The following is a 16,344-nucleotide window of genomic DNA, read 5'->3' as shown; positions in this document are numbered from 1 at the left end:
ACGAGGGAATCTAAAGATGCTATCCTGGATTGCCACTCCTGGCAGCGCTTCTGTGCACGCAGACCTCATGCAGGCGCAGGTGCCAGATGCAACGACACTTGCGAAGATGCGCCATAGCCTTAAAGCGAGAGGAGTTCGGCAAGGCTTGTGCTTTGCGCCTGGACTTAAAAGCTTGAAAAGGCAGGGATCACGGTGCGAGGCGGCTCCATGGTGGATGCGACCTTCACCTGGGCCCTAAAGCTTAACGAAGAACAAGGACCATGCGCGTAACCCTTAAAGCGCACCAGTCCAAGAAAGGGAAGGAGTGGCGTATCGGATACAAGGCGCATATCGGCGTGGATGCCGCAGGTGGCCTTGTGCATGGTGTGGAGACCAAGCGCTTAGAATGTATCCGACATATCCTGTGGCACACGCACTCGTAAGGGAAGATGACAGGTTCTGCTATGCAGACTTTAGGCTATATAGGTATAGCGAAGCGCCCTTAAGGACACATAAAGACCCACACCTCTCATCTATGCGCTAAAGCGTTGCTAAGAAAGCCTTCGACTAGAGAGGGCCTTGCCTGTGCGCTCTTCTCCGAAAAAGGCATTGAGTCCAGGAAGGCATCCGGCCGCTCAAAGGCAGAAGCATCCCTTCTTTATCGTGAAGCGGCGCTTCGACCCCTTAAGGAAGCGCTACAGGGGATAGAGAAGATACCCGCACACTCGAGTCTTTCTCGCCCTTGCAAACCTTACCCATGTGCATCTTTTGCCGGCAGGCTGCACCTTCCGGCTCCCAGCGTCGCTTGATCCGTCTTGGAGCCTTATTGCGGTGCATGGGGCAGGACAGATGGTCAGGATAGCGGCTCCTGCACGTGCTGGATGAGCATCCTTCCCTGCCTTTCCCGCATTCCGGCCTAGAAAAGTCGTGTGGTCGGTCCCCTCTGACACGTTATGGGGCATTAATCATCGTTTCCCTAAAGGAGGACAAGTGCGCATCGCGATGCCTGCAGGGCGCACAAGAGGCTGTCCGACCCCGGACAAGCTGTGCAGGTGGGGCCGCTTCATCGTAGATGAGCATTGGTCACCCGAGCAGGTGGTGGGCAGGGTGCACCTTGGAAACGCAGGATCTTGCATCGTGAGCTTTGCGGCCATCTTCCGTGCGCGACTTTGGCGCCCTGGACTCTCCCTGCACCCGACCAAACGAGCGGGCCAGGTGCTATCTGCACAGGAAGGGGAAGCGCCCACAAAAAAGAGGGGTAAGATTAGGTCTCCCAGAAGCTCTTAGAAAGGCTAAGGGAGGCCTTCTAAGCGCTTCTGTCTGGGTAAGTGGGCAAACGACACTGTCGTGGGGCCAACCTCTGCGTGCCTGTAGGGTCCTGCCCGAGCACTCCTTGTGGCTGCTCGTGGGCAGCAAGGGCGTGTGCGCTACCCAGCTCAGCATCCTTGAGAGGTCCCCGCTCAAGACGATGACACCTGGTTGCGCCAAGCAGCTCTCCCGGCAGGGCTAAGGTCGCAAAAGCCTTGGGAAGTGTACAGTTTTGCTTCTGCGAGCCACAGCGCCTGTGGCAGAAGCCAATAGTTAAGAACACCGATGTCCTCATCTGTGAGTTCTTCCCCTAAGGGTGTAGCGATTTTTTCTGGGTCTCACATAAGGAGGTGCAACATGTCTTCGATCTGATCTGTGACAGGCCAAGAAAGGTATTAGGCTATAGGACAGCCAACGAGGTCTTTAGGGAGATGGTGCACTCAGCTTGACAATCTGCCGTGTCAATCAATAGCAGGCCTGCTCAGCAGTAAATACTCGGCAGGCCTGTTCGGAAACCGAACAAATATATCTAGCTGACCAGAACGGTTACCACATTCATCGCTACTCAGGAAGTTTAAGCGGAATATACATCGTATCCATGCCTGGTATCTCTAGGAATCCATAGTGCAGATAGAAGCCCTGTACACCCTCATCCGCTGGATCGACAACGAGTGCTTTTGCACCAACCGTACCAGCAGCCGAAAGGGAACGAACTACCGCATCGCGCAGGAGCATAGATCCCAGCCCGGTCCCTTGGTACTGCTGATTAACGCCAAGCATTCCTAAAAGAAATACGGGAATGGATGAAGGTGCATTGCGTTTCAGCCAGCCGCCGTCAACACTACTCCTTGTAATCGAATGGGAGGTCAACGAGTAGAAACCTGCAACGGACTTTTCTTCTGTAGCAGCGAAGGAGACATATACAATTGCAGACCCGCGCTTTTTAGCGTAAGGAGCTCGGTTTCTAGCCCAATCGTCGACAACTTCGACTCCGCTGCAGAAGTCATCTAGTGTTTCGCCGTCCTCAAGCCTTCGAGGTTTTGTGAATCTCATGCCCACTCCGGCTTTACAGCGAGCAACTTTAGCATCGCTTCAGGCATTGGCTGCTCGAGTGCTGCGGCGAATTCGTCGAACTGCTGCGCAGATAGCACTGTCTCTGTTTCAGACCTGATGTCACGCTGTGCACATTCATCGAGATTATTCAATGCCCAGCCAGTTAGGCTGAGCCCCTTAAGCGCAGCTGCCCTCACATAGAGCGAACGCTTTTTTGCCGATAGGCGAAAGTCCAAACGTGCCGATTTATCATCCATAGAGGCATCTACCTCATGCGCCTTGGTTGCCATCATGTCCTCCTATCTTGTAGTTGTTGCATTTGGGAGCCGAATATCGAATGCTTTCAGGTGCAATGCAGACTCTGGTGGGCAGGGATGCCGCCATCTCGCCTGAGGTGCCGGGTGCGACCTTACAAAGGAGAATGGCATCCTGCCCCGTTCGGGCAAGGCCGCGGATTAGCTGGATGAGGGGCGATCGGTCACCTCGGATCTCTTCTGGGAGGTTGCGGCCCTGGGCGCTCGGGCAGGCCCCGCCGCATCGCAGAAGGGAGCCTGAGATGATCTACACGGGTGTGGACATCGCCAAGGCGGACCACCTCATAGGGGCGATCGATGAGCACGGGGCGAAAGCCTGCCGTCCGATGGCGTCCAAGAACACCGAGGCTGGGCTCGAGAGGGCGGTCGCCTGGCTCGAGGGCCTGGCGGAGTCGTTGGCATGGAGACCACGGGTCACTACTGGATGATCTGCTACTCGTTTTTGGTCGCGCGGAGCTATTCCGTCGCCGTGATAAACCCCATGCAGGTCAAGGCGGTGCGCACGCTCAAGGGGCTCGACAAGGTCAAGAACGACCGCATCGACGCCGGGCTCATAGCCGAGACACTGCGCATAAGGCCAGTACGACGAGACCAGGCTCGCCACCGACGAGGTGGCGTCGCTGAGGTCGCTGCGAGGCATGCTCGCCGAGCTCAAGACCCAGTGCATATGCTTGATGGACGCCCATTTCCCGGAATACGCGGGTATATTCTTCGACATGTTCGGGGCGGGCAGCCGCGAGGTGCTCTGCGAGTCGCCGCTGCCCTTCGAGCTGGCACGCAGGTGCGCCTGCTCGCTCGCGCGCAACATCGCCAAGGCATCCAGGCGCCCCGGCAAGTCAGCCGAATACGCGGCGGAGATCAAAGCCGCGGCCAAGTCCTCGATCGGCGTGAGGCTCGGCCAGCAGGCCGCCTCGTTTCAGATAAAGTCCCTGGTCAGGCAGATCAAGTTCGCCGACTCTGAGTGCGCCAAGGTCGAGGCGAGGCTGCAGGCCCTGCTCGACAAGGTAGAGCCGCTGGTGCTCACGATATCCGGGGTGTCCTACGTCACGGGCGCTCAGATCGTCTCCGAGATAGACGACGTGTCGAGGTTTCGCAACGCGTCTGCACTGGTGAGCTACGCCGGGCTAAACTCGCAGGTGAGCCAGTCGGGTAAGCTCGACAGCGGCGGCGGGCCGATCACCAAGCACGGATCGCCGTACCTCCGGCGCGCGCTATGGCTTGCGGCCAACCGCGCCAGGCAGTACGACCCGGGGCTGCGCGCCTTCTACGACAAGAAGAGGGCCGAGGGCAAGCCGTAGCGCGTGGCCGTCACCGCCGTTGCGAGGAAGCTGTGCCATATCGTGTTCGCGGTGATGCGGGACCAGGCCCCGTACGACCCCGAGAGAAAATAAGGTGATCCGCGCGAAGCGCATCCCTGGCGGCGGCCTCGCCATGCCCGAAAGCATTCGATATTCGGTTCTCAAGCTACAACATGTCAACAAATCGAATGTTCGGAAAACCTACGGTCTAGCCCTTAACTTCATATAGCTGGTCTCCTTTCGTTTAACAGCTAAATTGTACAGCAACAATACGTACATGTACAGCAATAATACGTACAATAACGATAAGAATGAAATATTTAATAAGTTCAAGCCCAATTTGCATAGCTGTGCTCGGCAGGGTTCCGTCAATAGTCTTTCGCACTTTCTCCAGCCAGGGTCCCGTCCCGGTAGTTGAAGCTAGCCCTGCTGCTTCTTGAGCACCTCCCTGTTATCCCATCCGTTCAGCAGGTCGGTGTCGAGGTAGCGCCTGGGGCCCCAGCCGCCCTCGGCCACGTACTTGCACCTCCCCGCTGCCAGCATCATCGCGGCGTGCGTCCTGCGCTTTATCTGCCGGCTCAGCCGCTCTATGCCGTTGTTGGTGCGTATCCTCCGCCAGTGCTCCGGCGGGAAGAGCGCGCAGCTCAGCGTCTCCTCGACGCCGGACTCGATCACCCCGGTGGCGGACTCGAGCTTGGACGCCCTGAGCAAGGCGGCTGCTACCTTCCTCCTGCTGTTCGCCGTCGAGCACGTTGCGGTAGAAGTGGAGCGTGCAGCACTGCTACATCGCGTGTAGGGAGACCTCCTGGATGGCGTCGAGCATGCCCGCGGCCTTGTCGCCGGCGCCATGCATACGCCCGAGAGACCACGCTCGCGCAGCCCGAGCAGGAAGGCCCCCCAGCTCTCCTACATTAAATACGTTGCATTTTTCAGCCTTCTATTGAATGCTTTTAGATGCACTGCAGTAACTGGTGGGTAGGGATGCCGCCATCTAGGGAAACGATGATTAATGCCCCATAACGTGTCAGAGGGGACCGACCACACGACTTTTCTAGGCCGGCATGCAGGAAAGGCAGGGAAAGATACTCATCCAGCACGTGCAGAAGCCGCTATCCTTACATTTGTCCTGTCCCATGCACCGCAAGAAGGCTCCAAGACGGATCAAGCGACGCTGGGAGCCGGGAGGTACAGCCTGCCGACAAAAGATACATGGGTAAGGTTTGCAAGGGCGAGAAAGACTTGAGTGTGCAGGCATCTTCTCTATCCTCCTGTAGCGCTTCCTTAAGGGGCAGAAGCGCCGCTTCACGATGAGGAAGGGTGCTTCTACCTTTAAGCGGTCGGATGCCTTCCTGGACTCGATGCTTTTTTCGGCTGAAAGCGCACAGGCAAGACCTTCTATGGTCGAAGGCTTCCTTGCAACGCTTTAGCGCATAGATGAGAGGTGTGGGTCTTTATGCGTCCTTAAGGGCGCTTCGCTATACCTATATAGCCTAAAGTCTGCGCAGCAGAACCTGTCATCTTCCCTTACGAGTGCATGTGCCACAGGATATGTCAGATACATTCTAAGTGATCGTCTCCACACTATGCACAAGGCCGCCTGCGGCATCCACGCCGATATGCGCCTTGTATCCGATACGCCAGGCTCTCCCTTTCTTGGACTGGTGCGCTTTGAGGGTCGCGTGCGTGGTCTTTGTTCTTCGTGGAGCTTTAAGGCCCAGATGAAGGTCGCATCCACTATGGAGCCACCCCGCACCGTGATCCCTGCCTTTTCAAGCTTCTAAGTTCAGATCGTGAAGCATAGCCTTGCCGAACTCCTCTCGCTTTAAGGCTATGGTGCATCTTCGCAAGTGTCGTCGCATCTGGCACCTGCGCCTGCATGAGGTCTGCGTGCACAGAAGCGCTGCCAGGAGTGGCAATCCAGGATAGCATCTTTAGATTCCCTCGTCTTAAGAGAGCAAACATAACCTAAAGCAGGATACATCCTAAAGCTTTGTCTTTGCAGTGCGCACATGCCTGACAGGAGCCTGTCAGTGGTAGCTGGTATCTACCAGTGCAATCCAGCTATCCCACACAACGATTGCATCCATCCGCTCCAGGTGTGCCTCTCGCCGGGTCTTTTTCCTTAGACCTTAGGATTTAAGGTCCTAAAAGCTCATCTGGCTGCTCATATCTGCCTTTTGGATATGCTGGAATGTGTGGATGTAGCTATACCATATCCAGAAGACAGATAGGCATCTATGTGGGTATGGGAGCTGCGTGGTTCGAGACATTTTGAGCCGATGTCATACAGCGTGCAGCCCCAGTTACCTCATCGAGGCGAATTAATCATCGTTTCCCTAGGGTGCTCAGAGTCCGCCATCGTGGCTCTTTTCCGCAGCGCCTTAACCCTTGGAGAGGTTGCCCCGTCCGTTGTGGCCGCGCCACATCGGGCACCGTCCCGGCTGCAGCTCTAGCCGGCCGCCTCGATTCGCGCGATGAGCCCGTTGGCCCACTCGATCGCATCATCAAGGCCGGTGATGACGGGAAGGCCCTCCGCCTGGCTGTCGTAAAGCGCGCTCCACCCCTCGCGGGCCACTGCCCTGGGCGGCCATTCCTGCAGCTTCCGATAGGCGAAGAGCCGTTCGCAGACCTTCCTCGCCTCCGCGAGGTCCGGATCGGTTGCCGCGACCAGGAGCTGCAGGTCGATGAGGTCGCGCACGCGGTCCCCGCTCCCGGTGAGCCCATGCAGCTTCTGGGCGATCTGGTAGGGAACCGTCATGAGCGGCACGCGCCCCGGAGCGGGGAAGCCGAGCTCCTCGAAAGCGCCGGCGATGTCGGCCTGGTCCGCCCAGTCGGCGCTGTCGGCGTCGCCGATCTCGTCAAAGCCCACCTCGAGCGGAACGGTGCACCAGGGCTTTCCCAGGTAGGAGAGCTTGACGTCGAAGGGGCGCATCACGTACTCGGGCGGAACGTCCCTCGGGGCGGCGGGCTCACGCTCGACGACGCGCCCCGTGAAGCCCTCCCATCCGGCAGTGAGCGACCTCGCGAGCTTCTCCGCGTAGAGCTTCGGGTCGGTCGCAGTGGCGGTGTCGAGGTCTGTGGTGTAGCGCGCGTTCCCGGCCCCGAGCCGCATCCTCATGGCGCTCCCGCCCTTCACGACACCGTCGGGCAGCATCTGGGCGACGATCGCGTTCGCCATGGACGTGCGCAGGCGAATGTAGCCATCCGCGGAGCCCCCGGCGATCCTCCGTATCGCGCCGTCGAGGTGACGCATGCTATTCGGTCTTCTGGGCATCTGCCGCCAACTCTCTTCCTATCTCGTCTTCCTGCTCCTCGGTGATGTATCCCTGTCGGGCGGCGTTGCGCGCGGCCTCGAGCGCACGTGCCGGCCCCATCGTCGCCGCGGCGCTGACTATGGCGGCAGCCGCGTCTTGGCAGGAGATGCCCTCGTAGGGGACGACGGCGTCGGCGTCCCCCCGCGCGACGAGGGTCGTGCCGCCGATCTGCCGGCGCACGCGCCCCGGCGTCGCCACCCACATGCGACGCGGGTCGGTCGGCGCGAGGCCGAGGAGCGCCACCACGGACTCGCCGAACAGGTAGGCGCCTTCCCCGGCCGCCTTGACTGCCACGGCGTAGGGCGCCTGCTCCTGGTAGGGCCAGACCGGCATACGGTAGACCCCGCGCGCCACGCGGACCAGCTTGCCGCGGTGCGCCATCTGCACGAGCTCCTGGTTGCCCACGCCTAGCTCCCTCGCCTCCGCCGAGGTCACGAGTCCGTAGTCGTCTACCGCTCCGTATATGTCGTCGATCTTCGCCATGTCAAAAATATAGCATATGGGTAATACAATTGACACTATTTGGCAGAATAGCCAGAGCATTGCCTGTCTGCCACGGCTACATGAACCTGAAGGCCGCCTTCGCTATGAGCCGGATCGCCTTGAGAAGCGCCCTAAGCACTCGCATGGCCGGCCTCCCGCCTCTCCGCCTCCGCGAGCATGGCCCACACTGTGAGCTGTAATCTTTTGGTGGACAGTGGGATTCAGGGACTGGCAACAGATATGCTCTGTCCAGATACCCACCCACCAACACCAGCAGATTGAAGAGATGAGATGTCGCTAAGCGCAAGCGAGATAGAGAAGGCAAAGTCCCGCACGAAGCCGGGGACACCCAAACACTACACTGAAGAAGTATTGCCTCGAGGCTGTCGACTACTACAGGAAGGCACGTGAGGTCGATCCGAAGAAGAGCATCAGAGAATGCACCGCGAAGCTTGAGGCCAACGACAAGACCTTAAACGACTGGATCATCAAGCACTCAAAGACCAAAAGGGTGACCCAGGAAAGGACCGACGATCACAAGCAGCTCGACGCAGTGAACAGGCGCATACACGAGCTCGGAAGCGAGAATAAGTTCCTAAAAAAGAGGCAGCCTTCTTCGCCGGAAGCCTCTGTTGAAGGACAGGTTTTAGCTCATGCTGGAGAAGAGGGCAACCTACAGCGTCTCGATGATGGCGCGCGTACTGGAGGTGAGCAGGGCTCACTTCTACAGATGGCTCAAGGCCAAAGGCGGTGAGGACCTATGGGGTCCTATCAAGGAAGCCATCCTCTAGATATGGGAGGAAAGCGACAGGTGCTTTAGCTTTTGCAAGGTCTGGACCAAGCTCACAGGAGATCCAAAGTTACGCAAAATTTACAGGCACGACCCGCTACCGCGTGCGCAGGTGCATGGCTAAGCTGGGGGATCTGCGGCATCTGATCCAATGCCTCCAAGAGAACGATACTGCCCGCACCTGATACCCCCGAGCGCCCTGCCCTCACCCGGCGCGACTTTTCGTGTCCCGTTCCGACAGCCAAGCTCGTGGGCGATACAACCTATCGCAGGACCACGGCAGGCTTTATATATCTTACCGTCGCACACGATCTGTGCACACATATGGTGGTGGGCTGAAGCATACAGGACAACATGAGGGCAGGGCTTGTCGTCCTTGCCCTGAAGATGGCATATTCGTGCGGATACGTGGCCGGAGGGGCCATATTCTAAGCAGCCCAGGCAGCCAGTACATAAGCTCAAAGCTGGCCGCCTGCTCAGCCGTACCCGACGTGAGGCTCTCCGTGGGAAGAACCGGAAGCTGCCACGACAATGCGGTCGCCGAATCGTTTTTCGCCACGCTCAAAAACGAATGGTACTACCATAAGCGCCTCTTAGACGCATCCACGACCAAGCACAAGGCACACGAGTTTAATCGAGTCGTACTACAACCGCTTCCGCCCGCATAAGTCCATAGAAGATCGCGTGCCCGCAGAGGTTATGCAGGAGTTCTTCGAGCGCCTCGAGAGAGGCCTTGCGTACGATCCAAAGGTGATGCAGACCGCATAAAAAATCTGAGATTCCTCTGTCCATTATATTGACAGGGCTCACCCGGCTTCGACGGGGTCACTCCGCCTGAGGACCTGCCCGACCGCGCCACCCGCGAGGTGCAGGCCTAGTCGGTGGCGTTCGTGGCGGCCACCCACTACGGGCTCGACACCGGCGGCGCCCTGGGCTTCTCCTTGGACTTCCGCAGCGTCGGCGGGAACCCCTGCGCGCGAAAGGGCCGCGAAAACTTTCCGCGTCGCGGTTCCCATGATGGCGACGCGAACACTCGGGCCCTTGCGGGTTTCGCTTTCCCCCTTGCGCGCTCCGGGAACCCCGCCGCCCCGCGAGCCACAAGGCTCGCCGCAGGGGCGTGCCGGGAGACTAGGAGGTCACATCATGGAAGCAACGGTCTACGAGAAAGCCACGAAGGCAATCGAAACGTTCCTCGACCGCAAAGGCTACGACATCATCGAGCGGGGCTGGGCGCACGGAAGCGACAGGGCCGACTTCATCGCCCGCGAGGACGGCGACCTGGTCTTCGTGACGGCGAAGATCAGCGAGGGGTCCGGGGGCTTCCCCGAGGAGGGCCCGGCCGATCGCGAAGGCCTAGAACGTTTGGCAGCCGCCTACCTCGAGCACTTCTGCGAGGGCGATGTCACGGTCCGGTTCGACATCGTGAGCATGATGGTCTTCGGCGAGGGCCGCGGATTCCTCAGGCTCCACCGCAACGCGCTCTCCGCCCTGTAGCGACCTCCACGGGGCGCCGGCGGCCCGCCTCCCCGGATGGGGAGGCGGGCGTTACTCGACGGCTCTGTGCCGCCCTCCCCGACGTCAGGAACACCTAACGACGGCGGGAAGATAACCCAAAAGCGGCTGCCCCGGACTTTCAGGCTCGGGGCAGGATGTTTGCTTCTATTGAGCTACTCGACTCTATGCTAGAAAGGGATCTCATCGTCACCGTTTATGACGGCAAACGTCTCTTCAGCATTGATTGCAGCAGCATTGCCTTCCTCTGACACTCCTTTGGCTTCGTCTGTTTCTCCATCGCCATTTTCTGCAAGTTTGTTTACCTGAGTCACAATCTCTTTCAGGAAGTCTCGAAATGCCTCATATGGCGCCTGCTCTACCTTGCCCGCTCCCCCGTCTTTGAATACGTAGGTATTTTTTGGCTGGTACTGCAACGAGTTGTATATGTCTTCCGCCTGAATATCGCTATCCACCGACAAGATCGTCTGCTTTCCATCGACAGAAATACAGATGGTTCCGTCGTCGGTGCCTTCGACCTTAAACTGCCTCGCCATACACCTTCAACCTCTTCCTCACTGCTTCGGTGCCGCCTTCCATCTTTTCAGCGACCTGATCGAGAATTCCCTCAGATTCAAGACAGCCACTTTGGACTTTGAGCTTATTAGTATCTTTATCTTCGTTCAGAACTATTACGTTATCTACGTCTTGGTTAACTACGAGAAGAGGGCTATGCGTAACCAAAATAATCTGCTTGTCGTCCCTCATACGATTGAAGAACTCGGTCAGTTTTTTCGAAATACGCGCGTTCGAGATATGGTCTTCTGGCTGGTCAACGACAAACACATCGATGTTGTCAGAGCGCAGCGAGCTATATTCGTAGAAGTTCAGCGACTGCTCGCCTAGCGTGCCTCCAACCTTCATATCGCTTGCATTCGTGATGTAGTGCGATGTCTTCTCTTGGTTTTCAATAAACTTAGCGATCAAAAGATCCCATCGCGATTTCCAGTTTCCCTGTACGCGACTGGGGACGGCGCTTTCGGCTTTGGAAGTGGAGTCTATTGCAAGCACGGCGTCCAAGCTCTTATAGCCATTGTTCATATTGACAAGAAAGTCAGACGAAAGAGAGGCGGAGTCTCTATAAGCTGCAGACGTAAAGAATTTGAATCCCCCTTTTTCGCTGCTGCTTGCCCCAAGATTAGACGGCATGCCGGTTAGTTCCGGCACTTCGGGCCTTGTCTTCAGACTGTCTTTCACAGCATTCAAAACCGAATTGCGTACAGCATTTTTCTTTGTTCGATAGTTTTCTGTTTCCGTGTCCTTGTAACTTTGCTTACGTCTTAGGCTGCTCTGATATGTGGCAATTTGCTTAGAGATAATGTTTTTAACTGAGCTGCGCAAAGCGACATTTTTTGAACGCGTTTTCAAGATTTCAAGAAGTTTATCGAGCGCTTGAATAGCCGCATCGAGCTGCATGCGCTCTTCTGTGCCCGCTTGGTAATAGCCTGTTTCGCGTTCCGCAATCAACGCTACACGTACGTTATCAATCTGAGTTATACGAGTCTCATGCGGATTTGCATCTCCAGTAAAATCATCCGCCTCATTGATTTGAATGTAATACGTACTCTGCTCAAGGTCGGGATTTAACTTGAATGACGTGTTTTTTAGCTTGTGAAGAGTGGTTGCGCTCTCGATGTTGCTATCAATCGTCTCCTTTACTTTCTTCGACCAGCTCTTCACACTCGCCTCGAACTGCGTGTTGTCAATTTCTGGATACAAGGATGATTCAAACATCCCATTGTCCCAGTATTTCTTTTCAAGCTCTCCTTGCTTGATACTTACGAAGCTATCGCCTTGAAGACGTTTGTCCGCTTGAATCGAGTTCCTTTTAGTAATGAAGTCCATCACATGCTGCTTTGGAGATTTCTCCGTCAGCATTGCTAGCAGCGATGACTTGCCGGCGCCATTTTCACCGATTATTGCGTTTATACCAGAACATAGCTCAACCCTTGTGCCGTTAACGTCCATGTACTTGATATACGACTCTTTCGTTTCGCGAGGACGTTGCTGGAAGCGCGTATCCGGAGACGTAAGAGCCATGAGCAGGCCCTTAAACGTTGACAGAGCCCGGATGGTCGAGTAGCAGCTGTCGCGTTGGCGCGTGTCATCGCGATCGTGCTTCGGATACGTTTCCCACGTATGGCAATCGCTCCCGACTATCGTGCTCGCCTTGACATCCAGGTCAACTAAATCCGAGAGGATTATTCCTTGTACGCGTGACTTCGTATACTCAAGGGCATCTATATAGCCAAACTTCACGTAGTCAATAGCATCGTCTGTAGCAGAAGAAAATGTCCTCCTCTTCACATTTTTGCTAGTGAGTCCCTGGTGCTGATGCGCAATGAGAATAACATCGAGGCCGATATTCTTAAGGATGGATTCGAAACGGACCAAATTGTATTTTTCATTTGCGCCCATTAATTTTTCTCCATTTATTCCAGCTTGTATCTTCTTGTAATTCTTCCTGCAAGTGTCGGGGTCCTTTGACCAATCGCCCACGTCGAAAATCGTAATTACATGGGCATGCGGCTTGTCTTTCTGAAACAGAACGTCAAACTCAACGCCGGCAAGAATCGCCTTGACGGTTCCACTATTGTCGTCATCAATACGTTTGTTTATCGCTTCGTATAATTCGGGATCGAAGCGGTTGTGGTCTGTAATTGAAATCATATTGATGCTGTTCTCCGAGGCGCTTAGCTTCTCGAACAGAACGTCAAGATGGTTTATGTCGGAATCGGCGACGATATTGTTTCCCGTTGAGTCCGGGTTCTCTTTATATTCGCTCGCCTTCGAGTGGATATGCAAATCCACCCTAATATCGCTATTGAGCATTTCTATACCCCGGCTTCCATCAATCGCAGACAGGTTCGCTTGAGCAGTGTCGTATTCCATAGTGCCTGAAACGCCTCATTGAAAGACCCTTCCTCACAGCTTATCCCCGAACGTTTGCTCGACGAACTCGGCGAGCTTGCCCTCCTTGGCGAGCTCGGCAGAGTCGGCCTTCACAAAGTTCGTGTCGCAGCCACCGCCTACCTCGCCGTTCGCGCCTAGGATGTAGTTCGTCGCTATCTTGTAGATGATCTCGGACGGCGCGATTCCGAAAACCTGTTTTTCGAAAATGTGATCGAGCCTTTCGCGATTGTCGGGGAACAACTTCTTCATTTTCTCGCTGCGGTAAAGGCGCTTGACGATTTCAGTGATGTAGAGTCCGCTCTTCATGTAAAGGTCTGCGAAGGTGTGGTCCGGGTCGTCGAAGCACCCAGGGTTCTCCTTCTCGAACAAATCTACCATCTTCACTACGACATTCCGGGGCGTGAAGATCTGGTTAGTCTTCTGCGGCGGCACGTAGTCAAAGATATCCTCGTCTAGCGATTCGTCGAAGTAGTTTGCAAGCTTCGTACGCAAGCCGATGAACTCGCGTACCGAGTCGTCGAACACCACGGGGTCGAAGAGCCGCCCCTCGAAGTGGACTGTCTCGCTGGTTTCGGGATCCACGACGTCGCCGCCGTCGCGTAGCAGGCGGAACTGCTCCACGGTCACACTCGTGACCTCCTTGAAGACCTCGGCGGGAATGATCTTATCGAACCTCGCGAGCGTTGTGTTCTCGTCTCCGTACGCCATGAGAAATGACGGTATGGTACGAGAGAAGCCGCGCAGGTGGTCGCGAATGCCGTCTTCGATGGTCTGCTTCTTCCTCTCCCTCTTTGCGGTCTCAACCTCGCGCACCACGGTCTCACCGGCGCCTCTCACCAGCTCATCGCGCGAGTCCTTGAGACTTTCGACAAGATTACGGCGTGCCTCTTCGAGTTGATCGTCGCAGGTGCGGTTGACCTCGTCTGCCTCCTCCTGCGTCTGCGCACGGCTAAGCTGGTTCGCGCGATCCTTCTCGATGCGGTTCTTCTCGATGGAGAAGTTGCCGACCTCTCGGTTGAGCCTGGCGTCAACATCCGCCTTGATGCGACGCTTTACCTTCTTCTGCTGGGACGGCCGGAACTCGTCGCCGTAGCTCCGGTTCGCCGCTTCCACGAGCGGTTTGGCGATGCCGTCCGTGAACATCGCCTGCAAATTGTTAAGGAAGACGTCGTCAGGGTCGCCGTCCTCGTCGATGGCGATGGAGTCGATAGCGTCATCGAGCTCATCGGCGATGGAGCCGTAAACCTTGTCGCCGAACATCCCGTCGGCAAGGCCTATTACCTGTTCCTGCGGCATCTCGACCTCGCCCTCCCCGTTGAGGTCGAGCTCGTCGGCGGTGTCCCCCTGAATGCCCAGATCTTTGTTGGGCGTCTTGTAAGGCTCGAGCTTCTGCAGCACATTGAGCACCTCTGCGGGTGCGCGAAAGACGTTCGCGATGTTTTGGAAGAGGAAGTCGCTCATGAAGCCGCGGCGCACTACCTCGCGCGAGCGGATCCTGCGCGGGATGGAGAGCACGTGCTCGGCGTCGAGCTCCACCATTTCGCCGTCCTCATCCTCGCCGATGACCGGGAAGAAGTTGAGAAGCGTCCTCACGCGCCGCTTGCGGTCGTCCACAGTGCCGCCACCAGAGGCAGTGTCGGTGTAGAGGTCGTTGGCGAACTCCTCGAAGATGGTGAGCGTACGTGCCGGGTCGAAGTCGAAGACGTAGGCGTTCTCCTTGCGCAGGAACTTCCCGTCCCTGTTGAACAGGCACGGGTTCTGCGCGCGAAAGGCCGCCTGCATGTAAAGCGCGGGGCTCTTCATGTTGGAGAGCATGAGCACGGCCGTCCATTCGGGTACGGTGACGCCGGTTGTGAGTTGACCCACCGACAACGTGATTGTGCGGTCGCGCTCGGCTATGGCCTCGCGCACTTTGTCGAACGCTCGCGCGCTTTCGTCCTCGTCGTCGAGCCTGCCGTCGCCAGCCGCCAGCACGATCTCGTATTCCTTGAAGACCGGATGCCGCTTGAGCTTCTTCGCGAGCGCCTTGGCGGAGTCCACGCGGCTGAGCATCCAGAACGTGTGGCGCAGCTCGTCTCTGAGCTCGGGCGTGGAGAACGGGAACTTCTTCTGCGTGGTGAGCGCGTCCAGAAAGCGGTCCACATCCTCGTTGTGCAGGAAGTAGCCGTTCTCGTTGGTGGCGAAGAACTCGTTCAGGTCGAAGGCGTACTCGACGGTCTCGCCGTCGATGTCAATGCCACGGCCGACCTCGTCGGCCACGATGTCGGACATCTGATAGGTGAACATGTTGAGGCGTGGCAGGTCCGCATAGGGGTTCGGGAGCTCCGGGTCGTCCCAGTCCCTCTTGGCCTTCTGCTCGTCTGCGTAGGTCCAGTTGAAGATGGCCTCCTCGGGGAACTTCTCGTTGGCGATGGCCTTGAATGGCGTTCCCGAGAGGTGCAGCGTGAACCTGCGCCTGATGTGGTCGAAGGCGACGTCGGTCTTGAAGGTGTCCACACCCTCGTGCGCCTCGTCGATGATGAGGACGTCCCACACGAGGCCGGCAATGTGCCCGAGCTTGTCGTACTTGCCGCCAAAGTCGATGGCGCCCTTCAGGTCCTGCAGGCTCACGAACTCGATGAAGCCCTTGGGACCGCCTTCCCGAAGGCCGTTCAGGTACTGCTCTCGGGTGAGACAGTACTTCCTTCCTTGAAGCGCGGGCGCCAAGCTGATGAACACGAGCCCGGAATCCCGCCCTACGAACTTCTCGTAGTCCTCGTACCAGGAGTTCGCGATGGCTGGCCGGTTCGTGACGATGAGGATCTTCTGCGCGCCCACGCGCTTGCAGAAGTCGTAGCTGGTGAGCGTCTTCCCGAAGCGGGGCTTCGCGTTCCAGAGGAATTCGCCGCCATCGTGGCTGCGCGCGTAGCTCGCGGTTTCTTTCGAGGCACGTTCCTGCTCGTCGCGCAGGCGGTAGCCGATAGCCGTGGGCGCATCCTCGACGACGCCGCGGTTCTCGCGGAACTCGTAGAAACGCCGATGCGCAGGATCGGGTTCTATCTGGAACCACTCGGTACCGGGCTTGCTCCTGACGTCGAGCTTTCGGAGGTAACCGTGGAAGTCGGTGTCGCGGAACGTCTCGCCCGTGTCCTCGAAGGTCGCGTTGCCGTGCCATTCGAGCTTGACGTCAACGTCGGCGGTATGCGTCTGCTGCCTGAGGCGCCTCTCGACGTTCTGCTCCGTGTAGCCAATCTTGGTCCAGCCGTCATGGCTGCGGATCTCGGGCGTGGTATAGGCGTATATCTGCGGCAGCGCCGGGCGCGAAGTCTTGACGAAATCGCTGATGTCAGTGAAGGCCATGG

Annotated in this window: 14 protein-coding genes and 1 pseudogene; 7 read left to right on the top strand and 8 right to left on the bottom strand. The window is 57.2% G+C overall.

Going from position 1 to position 16,344, the window contains the following annotated elements; genetic code table 11:
• The first annotated feature begins 260 nt into the window (after window positions 1-260).
• Window positions 261-422 (top strand): hypothetical protein, encoded by a 162-nt coding sequence (locus J4859_RS03720; protein ID WP_212332954.1) that lies wholly within the window; start codon window positions 261-263, stop codon window positions 420-422.
• 1,426 nt (window positions 423-1,848) lie between these two features.
• Here the strand turns inward: J4859_RS03720 and J4859_RS03715 are convergent.
• Both J4859_RS03715 and J4859_RS03710 read right to left on the bottom strand, forming a co-directional pair.
• On the bottom strand, window positions 1,849-2,340 hold the full coding sequence (locus J4859_RS03715) for a GNAT family N-acetyltransferase (protein ID WP_212332952.1): 492 nt from the start codon (window positions 2,338-2,340) through the stop codon (window positions 1,849-1,851).
• Window positions 2,337-2,633: a DUF1778 domain-containing protein gene (locus J4859_RS03710; protein ID WP_212332949.1), complete on the bottom strand. Its 297-nt coding sequence runs from the start codon at window positions 2,631-2,633 to the stop codon at window positions 2,337-2,339. Before J4859_RS03710 ends, J4859_RS03715 begins: the two co-directional genes overlap by 4 nt.
• A 263-nt stretch (window positions 2,634-2,896) precedes the next feature.
• Here J4859_RS03710 and J4859_RS03705 point away from each other — a divergent pair, with 263 nt between their 5' ends.
• The 3 genes and pseudogenes from J4859_RS03705 to J4859_RS15995 all read left to right on the top strand — a co-directional run bounded on the left by J4859_RS03705 (window position 2,897) and on the right by J4859_RS15995 (window position 3,952).
• On the top strand, window positions 2,897-3,082 hold the full coding sequence (locus J4859_RS03705) for a hypothetical protein (protein ID WP_212332947.1): 186 nt from the start codon (window positions 2,897-2,899) through the stop codon (window positions 3,080-3,082).
• A pseudogene (locus J4859_RS17460) lies at window positions 3,055-3,183 on the top strand (transposase); the annotation flags it as partial. The gene J4859_RS03705 and the pseudogene J4859_RS17460, both read left to right, overlap by 28 nt.
• Before the next feature lie 109 nt (window positions 3,184-3,292).
• Window positions 3,293-3,952: a transposase gene (locus tag J4859_RS15995; RefSeq protein ID WP_249113746.1), complete on the top strand. Its 660-nt coding sequence runs from the start codon at window positions 3,293-3,295 to the stop codon at window positions 3,950-3,952.
• Window positions 3,953-4,372: 420 nt separating this feature from the next.
• Here the strand turns inward: J4859_RS15995 and J4859_RS03690 are convergent, their stop codons facing one another.
• The 3 genes from J4859_RS03690 to J4859_RS03680 all read right to left on the bottom strand — a co-directional run bounded on the left by J4859_RS03690 (window position 4,373) and on the right by J4859_RS03680 (window position 7,749).
• Entirely contained in the window at window positions 4,373-4,663 is a 291-nt protein-coding gene (locus tag J4859_RS03690; protein ID WP_212332941.1) for a transposase, read from the bottom strand.
• Window positions 4,664-6,401: 1,738 nt separating this feature from the next.
• Window positions 6,402-7,130 (bottom strand): nucleotidyl transferase AbiEii/AbiGii toxin family protein, encoded by a 729-nt coding sequence (locus tag J4859_RS03685; RefSeq protein WP_212332939.1) that lies wholly within the window; start codon window positions 7,128-7,130, stop codon window positions 6,402-6,404.
• 76 nt (window positions 7,131-7,206) lie between these two features.
• On the bottom strand, window positions 7,207-7,749 hold the full coding sequence (locus tag J4859_RS03680; protein ID WP_212332937.1) for a type IV toxin-antitoxin system AbiEi family antitoxin domain-containing protein: 543 nt from the start codon (window positions 7,747-7,749) through the stop codon (window positions 7,207-7,209).
• 653 nt (window positions 7,750-8,402) lie between these two features.
• Between J4859_RS03680 and J4859_RS03675 the strand changes: the two genes are divergently transcribed.
• The 3 genes from J4859_RS03675 (at window position 8,403) to J4859_RS03665 (ending at window position 10,033) form a co-directional block, all read left to right on the top strand.
• Window positions 8,403-8,540, top strand: coding sequence for a hypothetical protein (locus J4859_RS03675; protein ID WP_212332935.1), 138 nt, complete (start codon window positions 8,403-8,405; stop codon window positions 8,538-8,540).
• 490 nt (window positions 8,541-9,030) lie between these two features.
• Window positions 9,031-9,207: an integrase core domain-containing protein gene (locus tag J4859_RS03670; protein WP_212332933.1), complete on the top strand. Its 177-nt coding sequence runs from the start codon at window positions 9,031-9,033 to the stop codon at window positions 9,205-9,207.
• Between the two features lie 475 nt (window positions 9,208-9,682).
• Complete coding sequence (locus J4859_RS03665; RefSeq protein WP_212332931.1) at window positions 9,683-10,033, top strand: YraN family protein; 351 nt, start codon at window positions 9,683-9,685, stop codon at window positions 10,031-10,033.
• A 188-nt stretch (window positions 10,034-10,221) separates the two neighbouring features.
• Here J4859_RS03665 and J4859_RS03660 read toward each other — a convergent pair whose 3' ends face one another.
• From J4859_RS03660 to J4859_RS03650, 3 genes are read right to left on the bottom strand one after another with little or no spacing between them, the layout of a single operon-like run.
• Window positions 10,222-10,587: a hypothetical protein gene (locus tag J4859_RS03660; protein WP_212332929.1), complete on the bottom strand. Its 366-nt coding sequence runs from the start codon at window positions 10,585-10,587 to the stop codon at window positions 10,222-10,224.
• Complete coding sequence (locus J4859_RS03655) at window positions 10,571-12,982, bottom strand: AAA family ATPase (RefSeq protein ID WP_212332928.1); 2,412 nt, start codon at window positions 12,980-12,982, stop codon at window positions 10,571-10,573. The genes J4859_RS03660 and J4859_RS03655 overlap by 17 nt, the downstream gene beginning before the upstream one ends.
• A gap of 33 nt (window positions 12,983-13,015) precedes the next feature.
• Window positions 13,016-16,342, bottom strand: coding sequence for a DEAD/DEAH box helicase (locus J4859_RS03650; RefSeq protein WP_212332926.1), 3,327 nt, complete (start codon window positions 16,340-16,342; stop codon window positions 13,016-13,018).
• Window positions 16,343-16,344: the final 2 nt, after the last annotated feature.

It is taken from the genome of Atopobium sp. oral taxon 416, assembly GCF_018128285.1.
Lineage (GTDB): Bacteria > Actinomycetota > Coriobacteriia > Coriobacteriales > Atopobiaceae > Olsenella_L.
This window is presented reverse-complemented; position numbering and strand designations above follow the sequence as displayed.

Bases quoted from the DNA above. Each gene is read 5' to 3' on its own strand.
- J4859_RS03680 (WP_212332937.1), bottom strand. From the start codon at position 7,749: ATGGCGAAGATCGACGACATATACGGAGCGGTAGACGACTACGGACTC.
- J4859_RS03650 (WP_212332926.1), bottom strand. From the start codon at position 16,342: ATGGCCTTCACTGACATCAGCGATTTCGTCAAGACTTCGCGCCCGGCG.
- J4859_RS15995 (WP_249113746.1), top strand. From the start codon at position 3,293: ATGCTCGCCGAGCTCAAGACCCAGTGCATATGCTTGATGGACGCCCAT.
- J4859_RS03705 (WP_212332947.1), top strand. From the start codon at position 2,897: ATGATCTACACGGGTGTGGACATCGCCAAGGCGGACCACCTCATAGGG.
- J4859_RS03655 (WP_212332928.1), bottom strand. From the start codon at position 12,982: ATGGAATACGACACTGCTCAAGCGAACCTGTCTGCGATTGATGGAAGC.
- J4859_RS03665 (WP_212332931.1), top strand. From the start codon at position 9,683: ATGGAAGCAACGGTCTACGAGAAAGCCACGAAGGCAATCGAAACGTTC.
- J4859_RS03660 (WP_212332929.1), bottom strand. From the start codon at position 10,587: ATGGCGAGGCAGTTTAAGGTCGAAGGCACCGACGACGGAACCATCTGT.
- J4859_RS03720 (WP_212332954.1), top strand. From the start codon at position 261: ATGCGCGTAACCCTTAAAGCGCACCAGTCCAAGAAAGGGAAGGAGTGG.
- J4859_RS03710 (WP_212332949.1), bottom strand. From the start codon at position 2,633: ATGATGGCAACCAAGGCGCATGAGGTAGATGCCTCTATGGATGATAAA.
- J4859_RS03675 (WP_212332935.1), top strand. From the start codon at position 8,403: ATGCTGGAGAAGAGGGCAACCTACAGCGTCTCGATGATGGCGCGCGTA.
- J4859_RS03685 (WP_212332939.1), bottom strand. From the start codon at position 7,130: ATGGCGAACGCGATCGTCGCCCAGATGCTGCCCGACGGTGTCGTGAAG.
- J4859_RS03715 (WP_212332952.1), bottom strand. From the start codon at position 2,340: ATGAGATTCACAAAACCTCGAAGGCTTGAGGACGGCGAAACACTAGAT.